Source organism: Pseudomonas sp. NBRC 111119 (assembly GCF_001320125.1).
In the GTDB taxonomy this organism is placed as follows: domain Bacteria; phylum Pseudomonadota; class Gammaproteobacteria; order Pseudomonadales; family Pseudomonadaceae; genus Aquipseudomonas; species Aquipseudomonas parafulva.
This window is the reverse complement of record NZ_BCAV01000007.1, coordinates 187206-206617: the sequence shown is the minus strand read 5'-3', so window position 1 is coordinate 206617 and position 19412 is coordinate 187206. Positions and strand designations below refer to the sequence as shown.

Here is a 19412-nt window from a genome sequence, read left to right as displayed (position 1 = left end):
ATGCGGGATGGCGTTTGAAGCATGACGGAATCAGTCCTTGTGGAGTCAGACATGGGTGGCCTCCATGGCGACATTTGCCTGGCGACGTGGCTTGCGCGTCGCGAGCCTGCGTAACGCGACGTAGAAAACAGGAGTCAGGAATAAACCGAACAAGGTCACGCCGAGCATGCCGGCGAACACAGTCACTCCCATAACCTGGCGAATCTCCGCGCCTGCGCCGGAACCGACCATCAGCGGCACCACGCCAGCGATGAAGGCGATGGAAGTCATGATGATCGGGCGCAGACGAAGGCGTGATGCCTCCAGCGCGGCATCGAGGATGCTGTGCCCCTTGCGCTCAAGTTCACGGGCGAACTCCACGATCAGAATGGCATTCTTGGAGGCCAGACCAATCAGCACTATCAAGCCAATCTGCACGAAAATGTTGCTGTCACCACCCGCGAGCCACACGCCCGTCATGGCCGACAACAGGCTCATGGGCACGATCAGGATGACGGCCAGCGGCAACGTCCAGCTTTCGTACAGTGCCGCCAGCACCAGGAAGACCAACAGTACCGCCAGCGGGAACACCACCAGCGCGGTATTGCTTTGCGTGACCTGCTGGTAGCTGAGGTCGGTCCACTCCAGTTGCATGCCTGGCGGCAGCACCTTGTCTGCAATGGATTGCACTTGCTGCAATGCCTGCGATGACGACACCAGACGCGGATCTGACTCACCAATCAGGTCGGCAGATGGATAGCCGTTGAAGCGGATGACGGGATCGGGGCCGAATGTCTTGCGCACGTCCACCATGCTGCCGATGGGCACCATGTCGCCATTGGCGTTGCGGGTGCGCAGTTTGACCACGTCCTCGACAGAACTGCGGAACGGTGCGTCCGCCTGAGCCATCACCCGGAAGGTGCGGCCAAAGCGCGTGAAGTCGTTGACATACGCCGAACCCAGGTACACTTGCAGCGTATCGAAAAGATCGGTCACGGCCACGCCCTGTGCCTTCGCCTTGGTGCGGTCCACTACGGCGTCAAGCTGCGGCACATTGGCCTGATAGGAACTGATCGGATATTGGAATCCCGGTTCTTGCGAGATGGCCGTCGCCAGCTCGGTGGTCGCCGTCTGCAATGCGGCATAGCCCTCACGGTTGCGATCCTGCACGTAAAGAGAGAACCCGGAACCCGCGCCCAGCCCCATGACAGGGGGCGGCATGATGGCAAAGGCCAGACCGTCCTGCTCCTGAGCGAAGCGCTCGTTCAACTGTTCCGCAATCTCGGTTGCAGTGTGCTTGCGCTCATTGATGGGCTTGAGTACGAAATACACTAGGCCGCTATTGGACGTGTTGGTCGACTGCAAGCCGTTCATGCCCGGGAACTGCACGGCGTTGTAGACGCCATCGGTCTTGAGCGCGATGTCGCTCACACGGCGGACCAGCGCTTCCGTGCGCTCCAGGGATGCACCCTCGGGTAGCTGGATGACACCGATGAGATACAGCTTGTCCTGCATGGGGATGAATCCGCCAGGGACGGCCTTGAACACAGCTCCCGTCGCCACCAGTAGCGCGATGTAGACGAGAAACACCGCACCACGCCGCCCGAGGATGCGCGACACGCTGTTTCCATAGCCATCCGCGCTGCGCAGGAAGAAACGGTTGAACGGCCGGAATATCCAGCCCAGACTGCGATCCAGCACCCGCGTGGGCAGGTCTGGCGCGGCACCATGCGGGCGAAGCAGGCGCGCGGCCAGCGCAGGCGACAGCGTCAGCGAGTTGATGGCCGAAATTACCGTGGAGATCGCAATGGTGACGGCGAACTGTTTGTAGAACTGCCCTGTCACGCCGGACAGGAATGCCATAGGCACGAATACCGAGCACAGCACCAGCGAGATGGCGACGATGGGGCCACTGACTTCGCGCATGGCCTGATGGGCCGCAGCCAGCGGCGCCAGCCCTTCGGCGATGTTGCGCTCGACGTTTTCCACCACCACGATCGCGTCGTCCACCACGATCCCGATGGCAAGCACGAGTCCAAAAAGCGTGAGCGTATTGATGGAAAAGCCCAGCATCAGCAGCACGGCGAAGGTGCCTACCACCGACACCGGCACGGCTAGCAGTGGGATGATGGAGGCACGCCAAGTCTGAAGGAACAAGATCACCACCAGCACCACCAGTCCGATGGCTTCCAGCAGAGTGTTGACGACCGCCTTGATCGACTGACGCACGAAGACAGTTGAGTCATACTCCACCGACCATTCCACTCCCTCGGGAAAGCGCTTGGCCAACTCGTCCATCTTCGCGCGGACTTGATCCGAGATTTCGATGGCATTGGCGCCCGGGGCTTCAAGGACAGAGATCGCGACAGCAGGCTTGTTGTTGAGCAACGACATCAGCGAGTAGCTGGATGCGTCCATTTCCACGCGCGCCACATCTCGCAGCCGGGTGACCTGACCCTGCGATCCGGTCTTGACGATGACGTCGCCGAACTCTTCTTCCGTCACCAGCCGGCCCTGCGCATTGATGGACAGGAGGAAGTCGCTTCCCGAGGGGTTGGGCGGCGCACCTAGTTGACCGGCCGAGACCTGGACGTTCTGTTCGCGCACGGCTTCGACCACATCGCCGGCGGTCATACCCAGCGCCGCAATTTTGTCGGGGTCCAGCCATAAGCGCATGGCGTAGTCGCCAGAGCCGTAGATCTTGGCATCGCCCACCCCCTGGATGCGTGCCAACTCGTCGCGTACATGGAGCACGGCATAGTTGCGCAGGTACAGCGCGTCATAGCGATCGCCCGGCGAGCGCAACTGCACGACCAGCGTTTCGTTGTGGGACTGTTTGACGGTCACCACACCTTGCTGGCGCACCGCTTCGGGAAGACGCGGCTCTGCCTGGGCGACACGGTTCTGTACCTTGACCTGGGCGTCGTCGGGATCGGTGCCAGGACGGAAGGTGACGGTCAGCACCAACACGCCATCACTACCGGCCACGGACTTCATGTAGAGCATGTTTTCCACGCCGGTGATGGATGCCTCCAGTGGTGCGGCTACCGTGTCGGCGATTTCGCGCGGATTTGCGCCAGGATACGTGGCGCGAACCTGTACGCTGGGTGGCACGACTTCCGGGTACTCGCTGACGGGCAAGAGCGGGATCGCGATCAACCCAACCACGAAAATGATGATGGACAGCACGGCCGCAAAAATCGGCCTGTCCACGAAAAAGCGGGCAAAGTTCATGATGGCTGGCTCTCCGCGCTCATTCGCTCGCCTGGGCGATTTGTCGGCCTGCAGGCGCCATTTCAATGTCCTGGGCCGTCACTGGCATGCCGACAGAAACCTTCTGGATGCCGTTGACGATCACGCGGTCGCCGGGATTTAGACCTTCCTCGACGATGCGCAGGCCTTCGGCCTTGCGTCCCAGCGTGATGTCGCGGCGCTGGGCGGTGTTGTTCTCATCGATCACATACACGTACTTGCGGCTCTGGTCGGTCAGGATGGCCTTGTCGTCGATCAGCATGGCCTCGAAACTGCCGCTACCCGGCAGGCGCACTCGGGCATAGAGGCCCGGCGTAAGCAGGCCGTCGGGATTGACCAGGGTGGCGCGTGCGCGGATGGTGCCGGTGGCCGCATCGACACGGTTGTCCACGAAGTCCACGTTTCCGGCGTGTGGATAGCCGTTCTCGCCGACCAGGCCCACCTGCACCGGGATACTTTCGCTGCGCTGGTCGGGGCGCTCTCCGTTGCGAGCCATGTGGGCGTAGCGCAGATAGGTACGCTCGTCGCTATCAAAATGCACGTGCACCGGGTTCAGCGAGACTACGGTGGTCAGGATGCTGGCCTGGCCGTCAGCACTCACCAAGTTGCCTGCCGTGACCAGTGCACGTCCGGCGCGGCCTGTGATGGGCGAACGTACCTGGGTGAACGACAGATCCAACTTGGCGGTCTCGACTGCGGCTTGGGCGAACTGCACGTTGGCTTGGGCCTGATCGGCGGCGGCGTGGCGCTGCTCCAACTCCTCGGTGGAGGCTGCTTGCAACGAAGCCAGCTTTTGAGCACGGGCCGCTTCGCTACGTGCCAGTGCGGCCTGCGTGCGGGCGCGGGCCAAGTCTGCTTCCGCGCGAGCCAGAGCAGCACGGTAACTGCGAGCGTCAATCTCGAACAGCACGTCGCCACGTTTGACGATCTGGCCCTCTTCGTAATTGACCCTGTCGATGTAGCCACTCACACGTGGCCGCAGCGCAACGCTTTCCACCGCCTCGACGCGGCCATTGAACTCATCCCATAGGACGATCTTGCGCACCGACACAGGTGCCACGCTGACCGTGGGTGGAGGGGCGGCGACCGCGTCGGCGGCGTCGCTATTGCAGCCAGCTAGGGACAGCGCCAGCAAGCTCGCCGCAGCTAACGGCAAGGCGCGGCGCCAGGAAGGCAGGACCGCAAGGTAAGGCAATGTGCTCATTGTTTTCAGTCTCGAAGGGATGGCGAAACCCGGTTGATAAAATTTGACATACGTGACGTATGCCATTTATCATCCACTCATACGCAACGTATGTCAATCATTTACATACACTTCTTATGTGAAAAATCGGAGGACGACCTAATGGCACAAAAGCGTGCAGAGATGATTGAGGAAACGCGGGCCAAGCTCATCAGTGCCGCCCGCGCTGCGTTCGCAACCGTGGGATATGCGGACAGTTCAATGGATGAGCTGACGGCCCAAGCCGGACTGACGCGCGGAGCGCTCTATCACCACTTCGGTGGAAAGAAAGGGCTGCTGGAGGCGGTCATCGCCCAGATTGATGCAGAGATATCTGGCCGACTGGCCGTCATCGTCGAGGAGGCGGAGTCCACCTGGGACGGCTTCGTTCAGGAGTGCATTGGCTACATCAAGATGGCCGTCGAGCCCGAAGTCCAGCGGATCGTCCTGCTGGACGGGCCAGCGGTTCTGGGCGATCCCTCCCAGTGGCTCTGCCAGAACGTGTGCATCGTGAACACGCGCCGCAGCCTCCAGAAGTTGATCGAGGAGGCAGTCATACGCCCCGTCGATCCCCTGGCGACGGCCCGCCTGATAAACGGGGCGCTGCTGGGCGCATCGCTGTGGATCGCCAGCGCAGACGACCCACGCGCCGCTTCCGAAAAAGCCGTGCAGGGATTTCTTGTACTGGTGGCGGGCTTGCGGCGGGACACCTCTCCCGCGCAGCCGTAACAACCCAAAGGTGCCGACCGGCAGGCCGGACTCTTTGACCCAGAAATATAGGAGTAATATTGAATGTCATCTCAACTCCAAGACGCTCTAGGCATGTTCGCCTTTCTCGCTATCGAGCTATCGGTTTTATTCATTGGCATTAGCTTGCTGGTCGGAGTTCTTCAACGTCACATCCCACCATCCAAGGTGGAAGCGTTACTGACTTCCAGTGGGAAGCGAGGCTATTTTCTTGCTGCTGGTTTAGGAGCTATAACGCCCTTCTGTAGTTGCTCGACTATCCCCATGTTGAAAGGGTTGATTCGGGCACGGGCCGGTTTTGGGCCGATGATGGTGTTTCTTTTCTCATCTCCGTTGCTGAATCCTATCGTCGTCGGCCTGCTGGTTGCCACGTTTGGATGGACACTTACTGCTATCTATGTGCTCGCCGCTTTGGTGGTCGCGGTAGGTGCCGGATGGCTGCTTCACACGCTTGGCTTCGAGCGTTATGTGCGCCGGACGGCGACACAAGAGAGCAGTGGATGTAGTTCATCAGCAAGCCCGTGCAGTGCTACATCGACCGCATCGAGTTGCGGCACCAACAGCTGCGACACCACTCCGAAGACGGCTTCTTGCGGGGCTGATAGGAAGACAACAGTCTCTACGTCTAGCGAATGCTGTGACAGTCAACCCACTGTCACGGTTAAGAAAGAAGGGAAGTACAGTGGTGTGTGGCGGGAAGCTTGGTCGGACTTTATCGATGTGTTGCCTTACCTGCTCATCGGTATTGCGATTGGCAGCGTGATCTATGGTTTCATGCCCACTGACTTATTGGAGCAGTATGCAGGCCCAGATAATCCCTTTGCCATTCCAGTTGCCGCTGTCATCGGCGTGCCGTTGTATATTCGCGCTGAAGCCGTCATACCTCTGGCAGCGGCTCTGATGGCCAAAGGCGTGGGTGCCGGGACGGTGCTAGCGTTTATCATCGGCAGTGCCGGAGCCAGCCTGACTGAGCTCATTCTGTTGCGCTCTTTGTTCACGCTGAAGCTTTTAGCGGCGTTTTTAGCAGTCATTTTTGCTATGGCGATGATTGCCGGTTACGCCACCTACCTGTTTTTCTGATCAAGGCGGGAGATGATTAATTCGTTAAGCCTTCCTGGGTACCAGTTGGTGGATTCTGATGAGCAGAATGAAGACATACATTTTCGGCTTGAAGCACCTACACCAGTAGCCTGCGAGGGGTGCGGCGTGCAGGGTGAGTTCGTGCGGTTCGGCAAGCGTGACGTTCCCTATCGTGATCTGCCCATCCACGGCAAGCGGGTCACTCTCTGGGTGGTCCGCCGCCGATACACCTGCCGGGCCTGCAAGACAACATTCAGGCCCCAGCTACCGGAGATGGTGGACGGATTCCGTATGACACTGCGGCTGCATGAGTACGTGGAGAAGGAATCCTTCAACCACCCCTACACCTTTGTGGCGGCACAGACCGGCCTGGACGAGAAGACGGTGCGCGACATCTTCAACGCCCGCGCCGAGTTCCTGGGGCGCTGGCACCGCTTCGAGACGCCCCGCATCCTGGGCATTGACGAGCTATACCTGAACAAGCGCTACCGCTGCATTCTGACCAACATTGAGGAGCGAACCCTGCTCGACCTGCTGGCCACCCGCCGCCAGGACGTGGTGACCAACTACCTGATGAAGCTGAAAGACCGGCAGAAGGTCGAGATCGTCAGCATGGACATGTGGAACCCCTACCGGGCAGCGGTCAAGGCTGTGCTGCCCCAGGCCCGTATCGTGGTCGATAAGTTCCATGTGGTGCGCATGGCCAACGATGCCCTAGAGAGAGTGCGCAAGGGCCTCAGAAAGGAGCCGAAACCGTCCCAGAGCCGGACTCTCAAGGGAGACCGGAAAATCCTGCTGAAACGCGCTCACGAAGTCTCAGACCGGGAGCGCCTCATCATGGAGACCTGGACAGGCGCGTTCCCGCAACTGCTGGCCGCCTACGAGCACAAGGAGCGCTTCTACGGCATCTGGGACGCCACCACACGGCTCCAGGCAGAAGCCGCCCTGGACGAGTGGATAGCCACCATCCCGAAGGGCCAAAAGGAAGTCTGGAGCGATCTGGTCAGGGCAGTGGGAAACTGGCGCGAAGAGACCATGACCTACTTCGAGACGGACATGCCCGTCACCAACGCTTACACGGAGTCCATCAACCGACTGGCCAAGGACAAGAACCGTGAAGGGCGCGGTTACTCCTTCGAGGTGATGCGGGCACGAATGCTCTACACCACGAAGCACAAGAAGAAGGCACCGACTGCGAAGGTCTCTCCTTTCTACAAGAAAACCATCGGTTACGGACTGCCGGACTTCGCAGAGGAACTCAACTACGGAGTCGATCTATCAACCATCTGAGGGTGGTATCAGATTGATGGGGTGAAGGTGCCCCATCAACCATTAAATCCGTATACCCCAACCATTAAATCCGTATACCCGTATTTCTCAATGTCCCGTCTTTTGGCGACGTGGGTCACATCCATGACCTGTGGCCATTCATGGGCTACGTCACGGCACAGACGTCGCGCATCGCGCTCGCAACTGGCAGCGTCATCACCACTCTGCGTCATCCCTTGCTTGTGGCCAAAGCAGCAGCCTCGATCGACCGCTTGTCAAATCAGCGCCTGGTGCTAGGTATCGCCACGGGTGATCGGCCAACAGAGTTCCCGGCCTTCGGTCAGACAATGGATGCGCGAGCCACGTTGTTCCAAGAAGCATTGACTGTGTTGCGTCAAGCCTGGCGTGAGGACTTCCCGGAAATCTCCACGCCCCGAGTGAACTTGTCGGGTGCAGATACGCTGCCGAAACCGGCGTTGAGAGACATTCCCGTGATGGTGACTGGTCATTCACGCCAGTCGGTCGAATGGATTGCCGAGCATGGGGATGGCTGGCTTTACTATCCCCAAAATATCGCGCAGCAAGCCATGACAATCAAGAATTGGCGGTCGCTGACACCAAGATTCAAACCCTTCACGCAATCCTTCTATATTGACCTGTCGGAGAATCCCGATGAACCCCCGTCGCCCATCTTCCTCGGGTTTCGGGCTGGTCACCGATTCTTTACTGACTACTTCAGCCGCTTGCGCGATATTGGGGTTAATCATATTGGCCTCAACCTGAAATACGCGACACGTCCGGCGCATGAGATTGTTCAGGAACTTGGCGAGCATGTCGTACCGCACTTTCCGGCGCACGCTACTGCCCATTTGGAGGAGGCGCAGGATGCTGCACGGTCATAAAATTTTTGCCTGGGATCTCGCTTTTACTTCTTCGGCTGGTACCTATGCCTTCGATGTCCAATGCGAAATGCTGGCTGACATCGGTTATGACGGCCTGACCTATGCCGTCTGGTCAGGGAGCCGATGGGAAACCGCAAAGCGTCTATCCACCGTGAAAGATCGTTTCGGTTTGGAGGTCTTTAGCGTGTATGTGGTGATCGACCTGGATCAGGGCCCACAGCATCCCATCAACGCAGGACTCTTGCGGATGCTTGAGGAGATGGAAGGCGTGAAGGCTGTCAATCTTGGAATCAGGACGGCAGGCCACGGTTCAAATCATCGAAAGGCACCGGACGACAAGGTATTGCAGGACTTCCTTGGTCGGGCACTTGAGATTTGCGCACGGCGCGGAATTGACATCCTGCTGTATTTTCATCTGGGCTTCTGGATGGATCATTACTCCATTGCGGCACAGATCTGCTCGGTCGTGAACCATCCGAATCTCGGCATCGTGTTTCCAAGCTATCACTGGTATGGCTACGAAACCAATGCAGGCAGCCCGACGGAGGGCTATCAGGCAGTAGACCCGACGCCAGCGTTAATGGCGTCAACACCCTTCATGCGGGAATTGACTCTCAGCGGCGCAACCCGCAGCCCACTTGGCTGGAGTCGTATTGCCACTTTCGAGGCGCTCGATGCAGGAGAACTCGACAACTTCGCACTTCTTGGACTTGCCAAGTCGTTCGGTTATACCGGCCCCGTCGGCTATGACGGCACATTGGTCGGGGGGAATCCATACAGCACGCTCAAACGCTCCTATGACGCGATGGACGAGATGTTGGGTTTGCTGACAAAGCACCCTGGTTGGGCCAAGCGTGAAACGCACCCGTAACCTATGATTGAGCACACCTACATGTCCCAACACCCTTTGATTGCTGCCCAATTGAGGCAGGCGATGCGCGGCGTGGCCTCCACGGTGACGCTAATCACGTCGATCGCTCCCGATGGCCACGGACACGTAATGATCGCCAGTTCATTCACATCAGTCTCACTGGAGCCGCCCACGGTTCTAGTGTGCATTGGTCAGCAAACCCGTATCCATGGGCCGCTGCTGGCTGCTCGACGATTCTGCATCAATGTACTCCGCGCAGAACAGGAGGTACTTGCGGTGCACTGCCGTAGCGCCACGGGGACCGACCGTTTCGATCATGAAGCCTGGCGATTTGATGAAGTCAATGGGTTGCCCTATCTGCAAGGGGCGCAGGCTTCGCTGTTCTGTGAGCTGATTGAACACCATGCAGTCGGCACCCACTCGGTAATGCTGGCCAGTGTCGAGCGTGTGCTCACATCTGCATATGCCGATCCACTCGTCTATCTGGATGGCCGCTTCCGGGCCATAGATCCAACCCGTTGAAGATATGCAGCGAAGAATTTCACAACTGCCTCGGCATATCTCTAGACAGCCTGCCGGGTTATGTGGCTGAGACTCTTCGAGCATTAGCCAATGCCCATTCCCCGCTGCCGTCCGATTTCCCACGCCACGCCGCCACCGCTCACCGTCGCGGCAAGTTGCTGCCCCAGTCGCTGTTCAATCACGGGTTTCCACGGCACCAGCGAGAAGCCCAAGCCATCATCGAGCATCGCGTACCGCCCACTGGCGAGCATGACGTTGCGGCGATAGATGCCGGCCACACGCTGGCCGTCTGTCACGGGCCGGTGCTCCAGGCCGGTTTCAGCGGCAATGTCCTTGGCGACCTGTGACAGCTCCCGGCTGCGCAGCGTGTCCAACAGGTTGCGCGCCAGAATCACGCGCTGTCCGCGTCGCTCGGCCAGACCCTGTTCGGCCAGGAAGTCGGCGCGCTGCTGCATCGCCTGTTTGGCCTCTGCACCAAAGCCCAGATCACCCAGGCCCGAGCCGCCAATCAACTGCTGGTCGAGCCAGGTGGCCCCGATGACGCGCACCTGTCGCTCGATGGGCAGGTGCGATTTCAACTCCACGGCCACGCCGCCCAGACGCTGCGCGTCGTAGCGCCGGCCCTGCTCGGGAAGGTCGCCAGGCACCTTCCATAACCCCTCGGCCATGCGCTCCACGATGCCGGCCCGGCGCAGGGCTTCCAACCTGCGGACATGAGCTGTCACGACCTCTTGCGGGTCACGGCCGGGGACGGCCGGGCCCTGTGCCACCGCCAGGTGGTGATCGGTGCGGTACAGGCCATCGCTCGCCAGCGCGGCGATGTTCCTGTCGGCCGCGCGCACGTCGGCCGATCCCTTCACCTCCACCACGGCCCCGGCCGGGTAGTTCGCCAGCTCGTCGCGGGTGTTGAGCGCGACGTAATGGGCCTTGCCGTCCACGCCGTCGATGACCAGATAGCCTCGGTCGCGCAGCTCGTCGGCCAGCCCCTTCGCTGCAACGCGCCCGAGGATGGTTCGGCCATCGTCTCCCGGCTCGAACACCGCCAGTTCGCGCGGCTCGCCGCGCATGGCCCGCTGCATGGTGCGGATGATGTCGCCACGTTCGCCAAGGGCGCGCAGGGTCTTTTCCGCATCCGCATGGACGGCCCAGGTGCCGGGCTGCGTATCGTCGGCCAGGCCCAGGCGCTGCAAGCGTTGCAGGCGGCCGATCAGCAGCAGGCGCTGGCGTTGCAGCCGGGGTTCGTTGAAGCGTTCGATCTGCACCCGGCCATCCTCGCCGGCCTCGCGTTGCAGGGTGCGGTCGAGGCTCGTCCAGCGCTCCTGTTCCACCTCGCGCTGCAAGGTCTGCTGGATCTCCAGTTCGGTGCGCGGCCCCAGCCATTCGGTCGCCAGTTCGGCGGCGCGATGGCGGAAGCCGTGGGCGATGTAGTCGCCGGCGATGATGAGGTCTTTGCCGGTGTCGTCACGTCCGAGCACGATCAGGTGGGTGTGCGGGTTATCGGTGTTCCAGTGATCGACCGCCACCCAATCCAGCCGCGTGCCCAGGTCGGCTTCCATGCGGTCCACCAGATGCCGGGTGTAGGTGCGAAGGTCGTCCAGTTCGGCGCCGTCCTCGGGCGAGACGATGAAGCGGAAATGGTGCCGGTCGTCGGCGGCCCGCTCCTTGAAGGCGTCAAGGTCGGCTTCGTCGGTCTGCGGCCCGTAGGCCCGGCCCGGTTCGCCGTCGCGGCCCGCGCCGTCGCGCTCGATGTAGCGCAGGTGCTTGGCGAGCGATTGCGGGCTGGCACGCTGGTGATTGACCAGCAGCGTCTTGATGGTCACGCGCCGCGACATGGGCGTCAGCTTCGCGCCCGCGAAACGCGCCGCCGTGTGGCCGCGCCCCAGGCGTGAACCAGGCCGCTGGCCGGCGCGTGCGCCGCCGCCGGCTGCGGAATGACGCATCGAGGACTTGCCGCCGCTGGCCTTGCCCGCCTGCTTGAGCACCTTGGAAACGAAGCTCTGGCCCTGGCCCTTGCCCCGGTTCTTCGGGGCTCTGGGGCGCACGCGGAAATCGTCGTCGCGGCGGTCGGTCATGGCTGCGCTCCTCGCAAGCTACGGCGTGTCCTGTCGTGCAAAGCACGCGGACATGCCTGCATTGGCGCGACCCTCGCGCCCCAAGCGGCACGGCGGCAAAGCCGCTGCGTGCCGCACCACCCCCACGTGCAGACTGGCTTTCGACGCGGCCCGGTGCCGCGTCCTTTTGTCTTGCCTTCCGCCTTTGCCCCTCGCTGACGCTCCGGGCAGCGGCGGCCCGGCGGCGTTGCTGCGCGAGCAGCCAGCGCGCCGGCGAACGCAGCGACGGCCAAAGGCCGGGCGCATTCGAGGCAAGACGCCTGCACATGGGAAGGCAGCGCGAAGTGCGGCGCCCGATACGTAGGATCGGCGCTCGCACGGCACGCGCGACGACATGAGGAAAGCCACGGGATCGGCACGCCCGATGGCACGACAAGATGCACGGCAACGTGCAGTGAGTCGGCGGCCATCATGGGTGGGCCTCCAGCCAGATCGGGCGCGCGACGCCGATCACGGCAGATGCGCTGACCGGCCCGAAATACCGGCTGTCGAACGACGCCGGATTGGTCACACTGAGAAGGAACAGTTCGCCAGGCCGAAGCTGCCGGCACTGCGGCCAGGATGGCAGCGGGCGGCCCAGCCGGTCGGCGGGCCGAACGGCAGCCACCGGCACGCCGTCGATCCACACCAGCGCATCGAAAACGCAAACGTGCTGCGGCGCGACTGCGCCTACACGTTTGAGCAGCGGCACGCGCACCGGCAGATAGCCGCGCTGCGCAGCGAGTGCGGCGGCCGTGGTCGGCAGCGGCACCAGCACGATGCTGTCCACGGACAAGGGACGTGGCAGCGAGGCGGTGCGTGGGTCGAACGGGTCGATGCGATACCAGCCGACCGCCACGCTGTCGGACGGGTTGTAGATCAGGCGCGGCAGCGGATGAACGAAGGACGCCCAGGCCAGCGCAGCGAGGCCGCAGGCGGCGAGGCCCGCGAGCACGATGCGAGCGCGCAAGCGTGAGCGGGTGTGCGAGCGAGGACGCGGCGCAGTGCCGCCAGTGGAAACGGCGGTCATGGCAGCGCCCTCCCGGTCAGCCAGGCGGCGTGCCGCTCGGTGGTGTATTCGGGCAGCGGCAGGCGCGCAGCAAGCCGGTTGGCGAGCGTGCGCCAGTACGCGGGCGAGACGGCGATGGCTGCGATGCCCAGCGCCTCGATGGCGTCGATGCGCTCCAGCACGGCGCGCACTTGCCCGTCGCCCTCGGCGTGCAGCAGCAGGCGCGCGCCCGGCTGCACGCCGGGGATGCGCTGCGCGCCGTCCAGCGGCGTGCAAGCCTGCATCACCATGAGCTGCCAGCGCACGGTGCCGAAATCGTTGGACTGCCAGCGCACGCGGCAGAACACCGCACCCGGCAGGAACACCGCGCTACGCCGCCAGCGGTCGAGCTGGTGCGTGCGCGCGGGTTCGCCGAAGCGCAGGTAGAGCTTGAAACGGGCCTCGATGTAGGCCAGCGCCACGCGCGTCAGCGGCGCGCTGGCGGGCTGGCCGGAAGGCGCGCTGAATGATGGCTGTGGCGCAGCCGTGGCCGCGCCAGCGGCAGGCGCGGCAGCAGGTGCAGTGGATGCGGTCATGGTGTGTTCTCCCTGCGGTTCTCGGAAAACTCCCGCTCCAGCAGGCCGCGCAGCAGGTCGGCCACGGTCACGCCTTGCGTGAAGGCCGATACCTTGATGCGCGCCCGCATGGCGGGCGTGATGTCGAGCGTGAGGCGGGCGGTGTAGAGGTCGCCCTTGCCCAGCGCATCGGCGTCGCCTTGCCGAATCCACGCTTCAGCGTGCGGATTCGCGGGCGGACGCGCGCCTATGCCGACGCGCTTTGCTGCGCGCTTGCCGTTCGGTGGTGGCTTCGCTGTCATGTCGTCCACCGCAGCAGTTCGTCCACCAGGACGGTGATTTCACGGGCGGCGGCGCTGTCCGGTGCCGTCTCGCGTGCAAGCCGGCCAGCGGCCACGCTGTCGGCGAACACGATGCGCTGATGCACTTCCGCGCGCAGCGCAGGAAGCGGCTGGTCGGCGAGCGCCTGGCGTGCTTCGCGCCCGATCACGGTGGTACTGACACGCCGGTTGATGACGAAGGCCGCGCGCAGCGCAGGCCGAAAGACTTGCGCCTCGCGGATCAGCGCCACCATCTCGGCGCTGGCCCACAAGTCGTAGGGGCTGGGTTGCACCGGGATCAGCACGCGCTCGGCCGCCAGCAGCGCGGAGCGCGCCAAGGCGGCGATGCGCGGCGGGCCGTCGATGACGACGTGATCGGCGCGGCGTGCCAGCTCTGGCGCTTCCTGATGCAGCGTCTCGCGTGCGAGGCCCACGGCGCTGAACAGCCGTGGCAAGCCTTGCTGGCTTCTGCGTTGCGTCCAGTCCAGTGATGAACCCTGCGGGTCGGCGTCCAGCAGCACGACGTGCTGGCCGCGCATTGCCAGTTCGCCAGCGATGTGGGTGGCGAGCGTGGTCTTGCCCACGCCGCCTTTCTGGTTGAGTAGCGCGACGATCATGGCTTGGCCCTCCATGTTGGAAAGCCCGGCTGTTGCTGCTGCGTTGATGGCCGCGTGGCGGTTATCCACCGCAGCGGCGTTTCCCTACTAAAAGTTAGAGAAATTAAGTTAGGGAAGTTAGAGGGCGCGCAAACCCAGTGCTGGCGCGGGTTTGCGGCCGATTTTGTTGCCTGATAGCACGATAGTTCGTTGCCTGATAGCACGATACTTCTGTTGCCTGATAGCACGAGTCCGTCCACAGGCTCTCCCGCACTTATCCCCGTGCCGTGGACGGCACGGGCCGGAACGTGAGCAGCGGCGACGAAAGCCCGGATACGTGCTCGATGCCCAAGTGGTAGCCGGGCAAGGACTGCCGCGCGACCAATGCCCGCAGGTCGGCGGCGAAGTCGTAGTAGCGCGCCACGCTGCCCGATTTGCGGTACAGGTGCTGAAAGTCGAACTGCCAGCCGTGTTCCTGCCTGCCGCCGTGCTTGCGCACCAGGCGGTACAGCCACCGCTCGATGCCGCCGGTCAATCGGAAATACGCCGGGTCGATGGTCAGCACCAGGGCGGCGTCGATCACGCCCGCATAGAACCAGTCCGGCAGGATCAGCTCGATGCCCAGCGGCGTGCCGCTGGCATCGGCCAGTTCCTTCCATTCGTTGATCCATGAGAACCGATGCAGGCGCCGGCCTGTCGTCTCGCGGATGGACGTGGCCACGGTGGTCGATTGCAGGCGATCCAAGGCCGCTTTGAGGCGCTGGTAGTCGCGCAGCGACGTGCCGCGCCCGATGAAGCGCAGGATCTCGTAGGGCGTGGCCTGCATCAGCCGCGACGGGCGCAGGCCCGCGTCGCGCGCTTCCACGATCTGGCTGGCGGCCCAGATCAGAATGTCGGCATCCCAAATCGTGGCGATGCCGTGCTCGGCTGTGCCCTCCACGCGGATCGTGACGTTGCCGGCCCGGAAGTCGATTGGCGCAACGCGCCGAGACTTCGCCAGCGAGAAGAACGGAAAGGCCATCAAGTCCTGGCTGTCGCGCGGCGCCATGTCGCCCGGCAAGGCGCGGAACAGGTCGAGCTGTTCGCGCTCTTGCATCGGCCGCTGCCGCACGGGCAGCGCGGGGCTGGACATGACGATGGCCTGACGCGCGCCAGCGATCAGCGCGCACGGCTGTCCGCCGAGTGGTGCTCGGCGTACTCGGGATCGGAAGTCGTCTCGAAGCTGCGGTCGGCGGCCCAAGCATCGAGGTCGGCCACGGCGTACATGACGCGCCGGCCGAACTTGCGAAAGCGTGGGCCGCCGCCGATCACGCGCTGCTTTTCCAGCGTGCGCGGCGACAGGCGCAGGTACTCGGCGGCTTCGTCGTTGGTGAGGTAACGCTGCGGCTGCGCGGCAGCGGTCGAGACAGTGGCGGCAGGCCGCAAGGGAGCGGGACGCATGGTGTGAACCTCCATCGGTTGAAAACGACCAGCCACACAGCGCGACCGGATGGAGGCAGTCTCAAGAAGCGAGGGGTTTTCGATCAGGGACGTTTTGCGTCGGCTGCAAAACGTCCCTTCTCAAGCGGCGCAAGCTGTGCTAGGCGGCGATAGCCGCCGCGCATCAGCGCATCGCCGCGCCGTACCAGACGGCGCACGCGGGCGCGCAGATCACCGTCGGCGTGCCAGTCGGCCGCCACGGCATCGGCGCCGAACAGCCCTTCGGCGATTTCGCGCAAGGACGCGCCCGCCAGGGCTGCGTCGAGCGCCTGCAAGGTGTGCAGTTCCAGCAGCGCGGCGAGTGTCGGCCGGGGCTTCGTATCGGCCATGTCGGAGCTGGGCAGATGCCCATGCACCGGCGCGGCAGCGCCGCCGCGGTGGGCATAGGCGACAGCCATGCCGTCCTCCAGGCCGGGCGCCAGCACGAAGCGCACGCATCGGCCAGGGCTGCGCGCGATCAGCGCCAGCCCTTTGCCGTCATGCAGCAGTTGCTTGTGCCCAGGGATGTGCCAGAACGCAAAGACCGCCGCATCGAGCGGCGGGTCGGCGTCGGGATAGAGCTGCACCACGGCAGCGTGGCCGGGCAGCCAGGCTGGATGCGCGTCGCGCACATCCAGCACCGGGTCTTCCAGAAGGCGCAAGCCCCAGCGATGCGCCGCGTCCTGTGCCGCCTGCGGCCGGCGATGACGGCGCAGCCAGTCGAGCCGGTAGTCGGGATGCCTGCGCAGGTATTCCCAGGCGAGCGCGAGGTCGTCCAAATGCAGCGCGTACAGGTACGCGGCAGTCGGATACCAAGGCTCGGCGCTGCGATCGACCATGACGCAACCTCCCTGCGAACAGGACTGGCCGCCACGGAAGAACTACGCGCTACATCGGTATCGTCAGAACGTCATGGGTTAAAAAAGATGGATGGACCTGTCAAGACCGATTGGCTCCGACGCGTTGCGGTAGTCGTCTCAATGGCGGGGCAGCGGCGCCCCAGCCGTGGGACGCCGTATCGTCCAGCCTGCCGCAGCCCGCGCGGGGCATCATGTCTATTTGGATCAGACTGGCGTGGGTATGCCGCAATAATCCCGATTGAGACTTGCCCGGTATGACAAAAGACTGAAAAAGTCACAGTCGGCGGTGGTCAATCTGGAATGGCCCCGTCTCGCTCGGCTAGGCGGGTGTACTCCGACAGCGTGCGCGTGGGCCGGAAATAGAGGTCGCGCAGTACGGGCTGCTGGCGCGGCCCGACGATGCCGGCCAGCTCGGACAGCTTGACGGTGCCCTGCGCGGGCATCCCGATCCCCAGGTCGATAAGGCCCCAAGCGGTGTCGCCATCGGCGGGATCGAGCGCCGCCAGCAGCCAAGTCACATGCGCGTCGGGCGTGAACAGCCGCACCACGGGCACCGGGTCGATGGCCCGGCCAGCGGCACGGGCCTCGCCGTTGGCGAGCAGTTGCGCGCGCTCTGGGTCGGTGGCGAGTGGCTGGGGCATGGTCGGTAATCCCACGAATCCAATGATGCACGGATGCGGTTTCGCGCCAAAGCGCAGAACTGCCGAGCCGGATTTGTGCCTTCGTGCGCAAGCACGGACGCGGTTCCGTGGCTTTGCTGGAACCCGCCGATGCGGATTTCCGTAAAGGCACAAAAACGGATAGCAACACCAAATGAACACTATAGATTGTAGTCCTATAGGGCGCAATGGGCTGTCATCTTGGTTTTTTGAGGGAAACCATAGGTGGCGGCTGGGTATTCATTGGCAAAGGCGTTGAAGACGGTCAGAAAGGCGCGTGGCTTGAGCCAGGAAGCCTTCTCTGACGTGTCCAGCCGCACCTATATGAGTACCCTCGAACGCGATCTGAAAAGCCCGACCTTCTACAAGCTGGCGGAGTTGTGCGAGGTGATGGAGATCCACCCGCTCACGCTGCTGACGCTGGCCTATGCGGGCAACAGCCCGAGCAAGGCCGACGAGCTGCTGGCGCAGGTGCGCCAGGAGCTAGAGGCGGTGTTGAGCGAACGCGACGCGGCGAAGCCGCGTGCGTGATGCGGTGATGTGCTGCGATCAGCAGCACAGCGCCCCGCCGCGATGGGCGGGGCGCTGTGGCGGTCACGCCGCCTGGGGCTTGCTGCGCGACCAGATCAGGTCGTGCGTGCCGTCCTCGCCTTCGATCAGGCGGGCATAGACCGGCGCCGGGAACGAAGGATCGTCAATGCTCACGGACTTGTAATCCCGCCCGGCCTCGCTTTTCTTGTTCCATGCCGCGCCGATGTCGTGACCGGCGGCCTGGAGCCGGAAGTCGGGAGCGTTCTCGCTGCTGCCCTTGTCGTTGGGAACCAGTTTGACCTTGACATTGAGCGTCAGGGTGCGAAGCGTGCCGGTGAAGCCGTCTTTGTCTGCGGTGAAGGTGCCGATGTTGGCCATGATGTTTTCTCCTGTCGGTTGAACAAGGTTCGCGCCCATCGCGTCCTTGTTGTGATCCGGCTGGCGGGAGACGGGCTGGCTGCACCGCTTGCGGTCGAAACGCAGTGGAGAACCGGAAGGCGAAAAGAATTTGCTGCGCGAGGAAGCCGCGCAGCGGCGGGGAAATTGTTTTCGCCGGACGGTTGCAGTCATGAAGCCCGAGGCGCAGCCGCGCCACCGCCAGGATTCACAACGAGACAAGGACGCCTTGGGCCGAACCGCTCCGAAAGGAGATGGGGCCGGCTCGGCATCCCCGCATGAAGGCTGCTCCGGCTCGCCCGCTGACGCGGGCCAGGTCAACCACCCGACGACAGGCGAGAACGCCCCTGCCGCACCTTGCGGTGCCGGTCTTGAGGCGTGGTGTGGAAGCTCCATAGCGATGTCGGGCGGGTTGTCCGTGAACCGTCCTTCGTGACGTGACAGGCAGGAACCGCCAGCGTTGAGGACCGCACGCATTTGCACAACCCGCCGCAGCAAGCGCCAGCGTGTTCGCCGGCACGCCGTCCATCGCGGCGGGGCGCTGGCCGAGCCGATCCGGCGCAGCCGGTTCGGCGGCATCAAGGGGCGCCAAGCATTGCGCGGCGGGGGATAGCCCGCAGGGCTTTCCCCTGGACATAAGCGTAGCGCGCAGGTATGGGCCGGGCGAATGCTCGGCTGCTCTAACGCCGCCGCCTGAGCCACCGCGAAGGCGGCGGCGTTCTGATTCGGCTGTTGGCCTTGAACACCGGGCGCGGCCACCGCCGCGCCCGGATTTTCTTTTCACCGCGCCCAGGGCGGAACGGCCTGGGCGCGGTGCTGTTCGGGTTATTCCTTCGTCTCGATGAGCCACCACACGGCACGCGGCAAGGCGCGGCCCGTGATGGGGTGAATGTCGGTGAGGTCGGCGCGGGCTGACCAGCCCGAGGGCGGACGGTAGCCGCGCACGTCGCCGTCGCCGTGCCAGCGGCGGGCGCGTACCACGCCGGGGGCATAGATCGCCGCCATGCGTGGGCGGCTGGTGGTAGTGCGGGTCATGGGGCGTTTTCCTTCCAGCGAAGCGCCCCGGTCGAGGCCGGGGCGCTTGCTGTCGGCGCG

At 63.4% G+C, this 19412-nt stretch carries 20 protein-coding genes; 7 read left to right on the top strand and 13 right to left on the bottom strand.

Annotated features, from left to right (window positions below; genetic code table 11):
• Window positions 1-45: 45 nt before the first annotated feature.
• Window positions 46-3213, bottom strand: coding sequence for an efflux RND transporter permease subunit (locus tag APH25_RS03700; protein WP_022960604.1), 3168 nt, complete (start codon window positions 3211-3213; stop codon window positions 46-48).
• Between the two features lie 19 nt (window positions 3214-3232).
• Window positions 3233-4435, bottom strand: coding sequence for an efflux RND transporter periplasmic adaptor subunit (locus tag APH25_RS03695; RefSeq protein WP_008294933.1), 1203 nt, complete (start codon window positions 4433-4435; stop codon window positions 3233-3235).
• 141 nt (window positions 4436-4576) lie between these two features.
• Between APH25_RS03695 and APH25_RS03690 the strand changes: the two genes are divergently transcribed.
• The 6 genes from APH25_RS03690 (at window position 4577) to APH25_RS24825 (ending at window position 9844) form a co-directional block, all read left to right on the top strand.
• Entirely contained in the window at window positions 4577-5182 is a 606-nt protein-coding gene (locus APH25_RS03690; protein WP_023047514.1) for a TetR/AcrR family transcriptional regulator, read from the top strand.
• A 63-nt stretch (window positions 5183-5245) separates the two neighbouring features.
• Window positions 5246-6280, top strand: a complete 1035-nt coding sequence (locus APH25_RS03685) for a permease (RefSeq protein WP_009586987.1) — start codon at window positions 5246-5248, stop codon at window positions 6278-6280.
• A 12-nt stretch (window positions 6281-6292) separates the two neighbouring features.
• Complete coding sequence (locus APH25_RS03680) at window positions 6293-7570, top strand: ISL3 family transposase (RefSeq protein ID WP_022960607.1); 1278 nt, start codon at window positions 6293-6295, stop codon at window positions 7568-7570.
• Window positions 7571-7638: 68 nt separating this feature from the next.
• Window positions 7639-8451 (top strand): TIGR03571 family LLM class oxidoreductase, encoded by an 813-nt coding sequence (locus APH25_RS03675; RefSeq protein ID WP_306303116.1) that lies wholly within the window; start codon window positions 7639-7641, stop codon window positions 8449-8451.
• Window positions 8435-9322: a sugar phosphate isomerase/epimerase gene (locus tag APH25_RS03670; RefSeq protein WP_004350834.1), complete on the top strand. Its 888-nt coding sequence runs from the start codon at window positions 8435-8437 to the stop codon at window positions 9320-9322. The genes APH25_RS03675 and APH25_RS03670 overlap by 17 nt, the downstream gene beginning before the upstream one ends.
• 21 nt (window positions 9323-9343) lie before the next feature.
• Window positions 9344-9844: a flavin reductase family protein gene (locus APH25_RS24825; protein ID WP_037510038.1), complete on the top strand. Its 501-nt coding sequence runs from the start codon at window positions 9344-9346 to the stop codon at window positions 9842-9844.
• A gap of 83 nt (window positions 9845-9927) precedes the next feature.
• Here the strand turns inward: APH25_RS24825 and APH25_RS03660 are convergent, their stop codons facing one another.
• The 9 genes from APH25_RS03660 to APH25_RS03620 form a co-directional block, all read right to left on the bottom strand.
• Window positions 9928-11916, bottom strand: coding sequence for a relaxase/mobilization nuclease and DUF3363 domain-containing protein (locus APH25_RS03660; RefSeq protein ID WP_021204044.1), 1989 nt, complete (start codon window positions 11914-11916; stop codon window positions 9928-9930).
• A gap of 448 nt (window positions 11917-12364) precedes the next feature.
• Window positions 12365-12964 carry a S26 family signal peptidase gene (locus APH25_RS03655; RefSeq protein ID WP_033457388.1) on the bottom strand — a complete coding sequence of 200 codons (600 nt, stop codon included), beginning with the start codon at window positions 12962-12964 and terminating at the stop codon, window positions 12365-12367.
• Entirely contained in the window at window positions 12961-13518 is a 558-nt protein-coding gene (locus APH25_RS03650) for a DUF2840 domain-containing protein (RefSeq protein WP_023121637.1), read from the bottom strand. The genes APH25_RS03655 and APH25_RS03650 overlap by 4 nt, the downstream gene beginning before the upstream one ends.
• Window positions 13515-13799: a hypothetical protein gene (locus tag APH25_RS03645; RefSeq protein ID WP_023121638.1), complete on the bottom strand. Its 285-nt coding sequence runs from the start codon at window positions 13797-13799 to the stop codon at window positions 13515-13517. The genes APH25_RS03650 and APH25_RS03645 overlap by 4 nt, the downstream gene beginning before the upstream one ends.
• The gene (gene parA, locus APH25_RS03640) at window positions 13796-14434 is read right to left on the bottom strand and encodes a ParA family partition ATPase (protein ID WP_023121639.1); all 639 of its coding nucleotides are present in this window, start codon (window positions 14432-14434) and stop codon (window positions 13796-13798) included. Before parA ends, APH25_RS03645 begins: the two co-directional genes overlap by 4 nt.
• 253 nt (window positions 14435-14687) lie before the next feature.
• The gene (locus tag APH25_RS03635; RefSeq protein ID WP_023121640.1) at window positions 14688-15545 is read right to left on the bottom strand and encodes a replication initiator protein A; all 858 of its coding nucleotides are present in this window, start codon (window positions 15543-15545) and stop codon (window positions 14688-14690) included.
• A 26-nt stretch (window positions 15546-15571) separates the two neighbouring features.
• Window positions 15572-15853, bottom strand: a complete 282-nt coding sequence (locus tag APH25_RS03630; protein WP_003107109.1) for an AlpA family transcriptional regulator — start codon at window positions 15851-15853, stop codon at window positions 15572-15574.
• Window positions 15854-15936: 83 nt separating this feature from the next.
• Window positions 15937-16710 carry a DUF2285 domain-containing protein gene (locus APH25_RS03625; protein ID WP_023121641.1) on the bottom strand — a complete coding sequence of 258 codons (774 nt, stop codon included), beginning with the start codon at window positions 16708-16710 and terminating at the stop codon, window positions 15937-15939.
• 311 nt (window positions 16711-17021) lie between these two features.
• Window positions 17022-17372 carry a DUF2958 domain-containing protein gene (locus APH25_RS03620; RefSeq protein ID WP_023121642.1) on the bottom strand — a complete coding sequence of 117 codons (351 nt, stop codon included), beginning with the start codon at window positions 17370-17372 and terminating at the stop codon, window positions 17022-17024.
• Window positions 17373-17615: 243 nt separating this feature from the next.
• Between APH25_RS03620 and APH25_RS03615 the strand changes: the two genes are divergently transcribed.
• Complete coding sequence (locus APH25_RS03615) at window positions 17616-17921, top strand: helix-turn-helix domain-containing protein (RefSeq protein ID WP_023121643.1); 306 nt, start codon at window positions 17616-17618, stop codon at window positions 17919-17921.
• 63 nt (window positions 17922-17984) lie between these two features.
• Here APH25_RS03615 and APH25_RS03610 read toward each other — a convergent pair whose 3' ends face one another.
• Window positions 17985-18299 carry a DUF736 domain-containing protein gene (locus APH25_RS03610; protein WP_023121644.1) on the bottom strand — a complete coding sequence of 105 codons (315 nt, stop codon included), beginning with the start codon at window positions 18297-18299 and terminating at the stop codon, window positions 17985-17987.
• Window positions 18300-19142: 843 nt separating this feature from the next.
• Window positions 19143-19352 carry a hypothetical protein gene (locus APH25_RS03605; protein ID WP_023121645.1) on the bottom strand — a complete coding sequence of 70 codons (210 nt, stop codon included), beginning with the start codon at window positions 19350-19352 and terminating at the stop codon, window positions 19143-19145.
• Window positions 19353-19412 lie beyond the last annotated feature (60 nt).

What these genes read in the sequence shown, in the direction of transcription:
- APH25_RS03700 (WP_022960604.1), bottom strand. Translation starts at nt 3,213, where the DNA reads ATGAACTTTGCCCGCTTTTTCGTGGACAGGCCGATTTTTGCGGCCGTG.
- APH25_RS03695 (WP_008294933.1), bottom strand. Translation starts at nt 4,435, where the DNA reads ATGAGCACATTGCCTTACCTTGCGGTCCTGCCTTCCTGGCGCCGCGCC.
- APH25_RS03690 (WP_023047514.1), top strand. Translation starts at nt 4,577, where the DNA reads ATGGCACAAAAGCGTGCAGAGATGATTGAGGAAACGCGGGCCAAGCTC.
- APH25_RS03685 (WP_009586987.1), top strand. Translation starts at nt 5,246, where the DNA reads ATGTCATCTCAACTCCAAGACGCTCTAGGCATGTTCGCCTTTCTCGCT.
- APH25_RS03680 (WP_022960607.1), top strand. Translation starts at nt 6,293, where the DNA reads ATGATTAATTCGTTAAGCCTTCCTGGGTACCAGTTGGTGGATTCTGAT.
- APH25_RS03670 (WP_004350834.1), top strand. Translation starts at nt 8,435, where the DNA reads ATGCTGCACGGTCATAAAATTTTTGCCTGGGATCTCGCTTTTACTTCT.
- APH25_RS24825 (WP_037510038.1), top strand. Translation starts at nt 9,344, where the DNA reads ATGTCCCAACACCCTTTGATTGCTGCCCAATTGAGGCAGGCGATGCGC.
- APH25_RS03660 (WP_021204044.1), bottom strand. Translation starts at nt 11,916, where the DNA reads ATGACCGACCGCCGCGACGACGATTTCCGCGTGCGCCCCAGAGCCCCG.
- APH25_RS03655 (WP_033457388.1), bottom strand. Translation starts at nt 12,964, where the DNA reads ATGACCGCCGTTTCCACTGGCGGCACTGCGCCGCGTCCTCGCTCGCAC.
- APH25_RS03650 (WP_023121637.1), bottom strand. Translation starts at nt 13,518, where the DNA reads ATGACCGCATCCACTGCACCTGCTGCCGCGCCTGCCGCTGGCGCGGCC.
- APH25_RS03645 (WP_023121638.1), bottom strand. Translation starts at nt 13,799, where the DNA reads ATGACAGCGAAGCCACCACCGAACGGCAAGCGCGCAGCAAAGCGCGTC.
- parA (WP_023121639.1), bottom strand. Translation starts at nt 14,434, where the DNA reads ATGATCGTCGCGCTACTCAACCAGAAAGGCGGCGTGGGCAAGACCACG.
- APH25_RS03635 (WP_023121640.1), bottom strand. Translation starts at nt 15,545, where the DNA reads ATGTCCAGCCCCGCGCTGCCCGTGCGGCAGCGGCCGATGCAAGAGCGC.
- APH25_RS03630 (WP_003107109.1), bottom strand. Translation starts at nt 15,853, where the DNA reads ATGCGTCCCGCTCCCTTGCGGCCTGCCGCCACTGTCTCGACCGCTGCC.
- APH25_RS03625 (WP_023121641.1), bottom strand. Translation starts at nt 16,710, where the DNA reads ATGGTCGATCGCAGCGCCGAGCCTTGGTATCCGACTGCCGCGTACCTG.
- APH25_RS03620 (WP_023121642.1), bottom strand. Translation starts at nt 17,372, where the DNA reads ATGCCCCAGCCACTCGCCACCGACCCAGAGCGCGCGCAACTGCTCGCC.
- APH25_RS03610 (WP_023121644.1), bottom strand. Translation starts at nt 18,299, where the DNA reads ATGGCCAACATCGGCACCTTCACCGCAGACAAAGACGGCTTCACCGGC.
- APH25_RS03605 (WP_023121645.1), bottom strand. Translation starts at nt 19,352, where the DNA reads ATGACCCGCACTACCACCAGCCGCCCACGCATGGCGGCGATCTATGCC.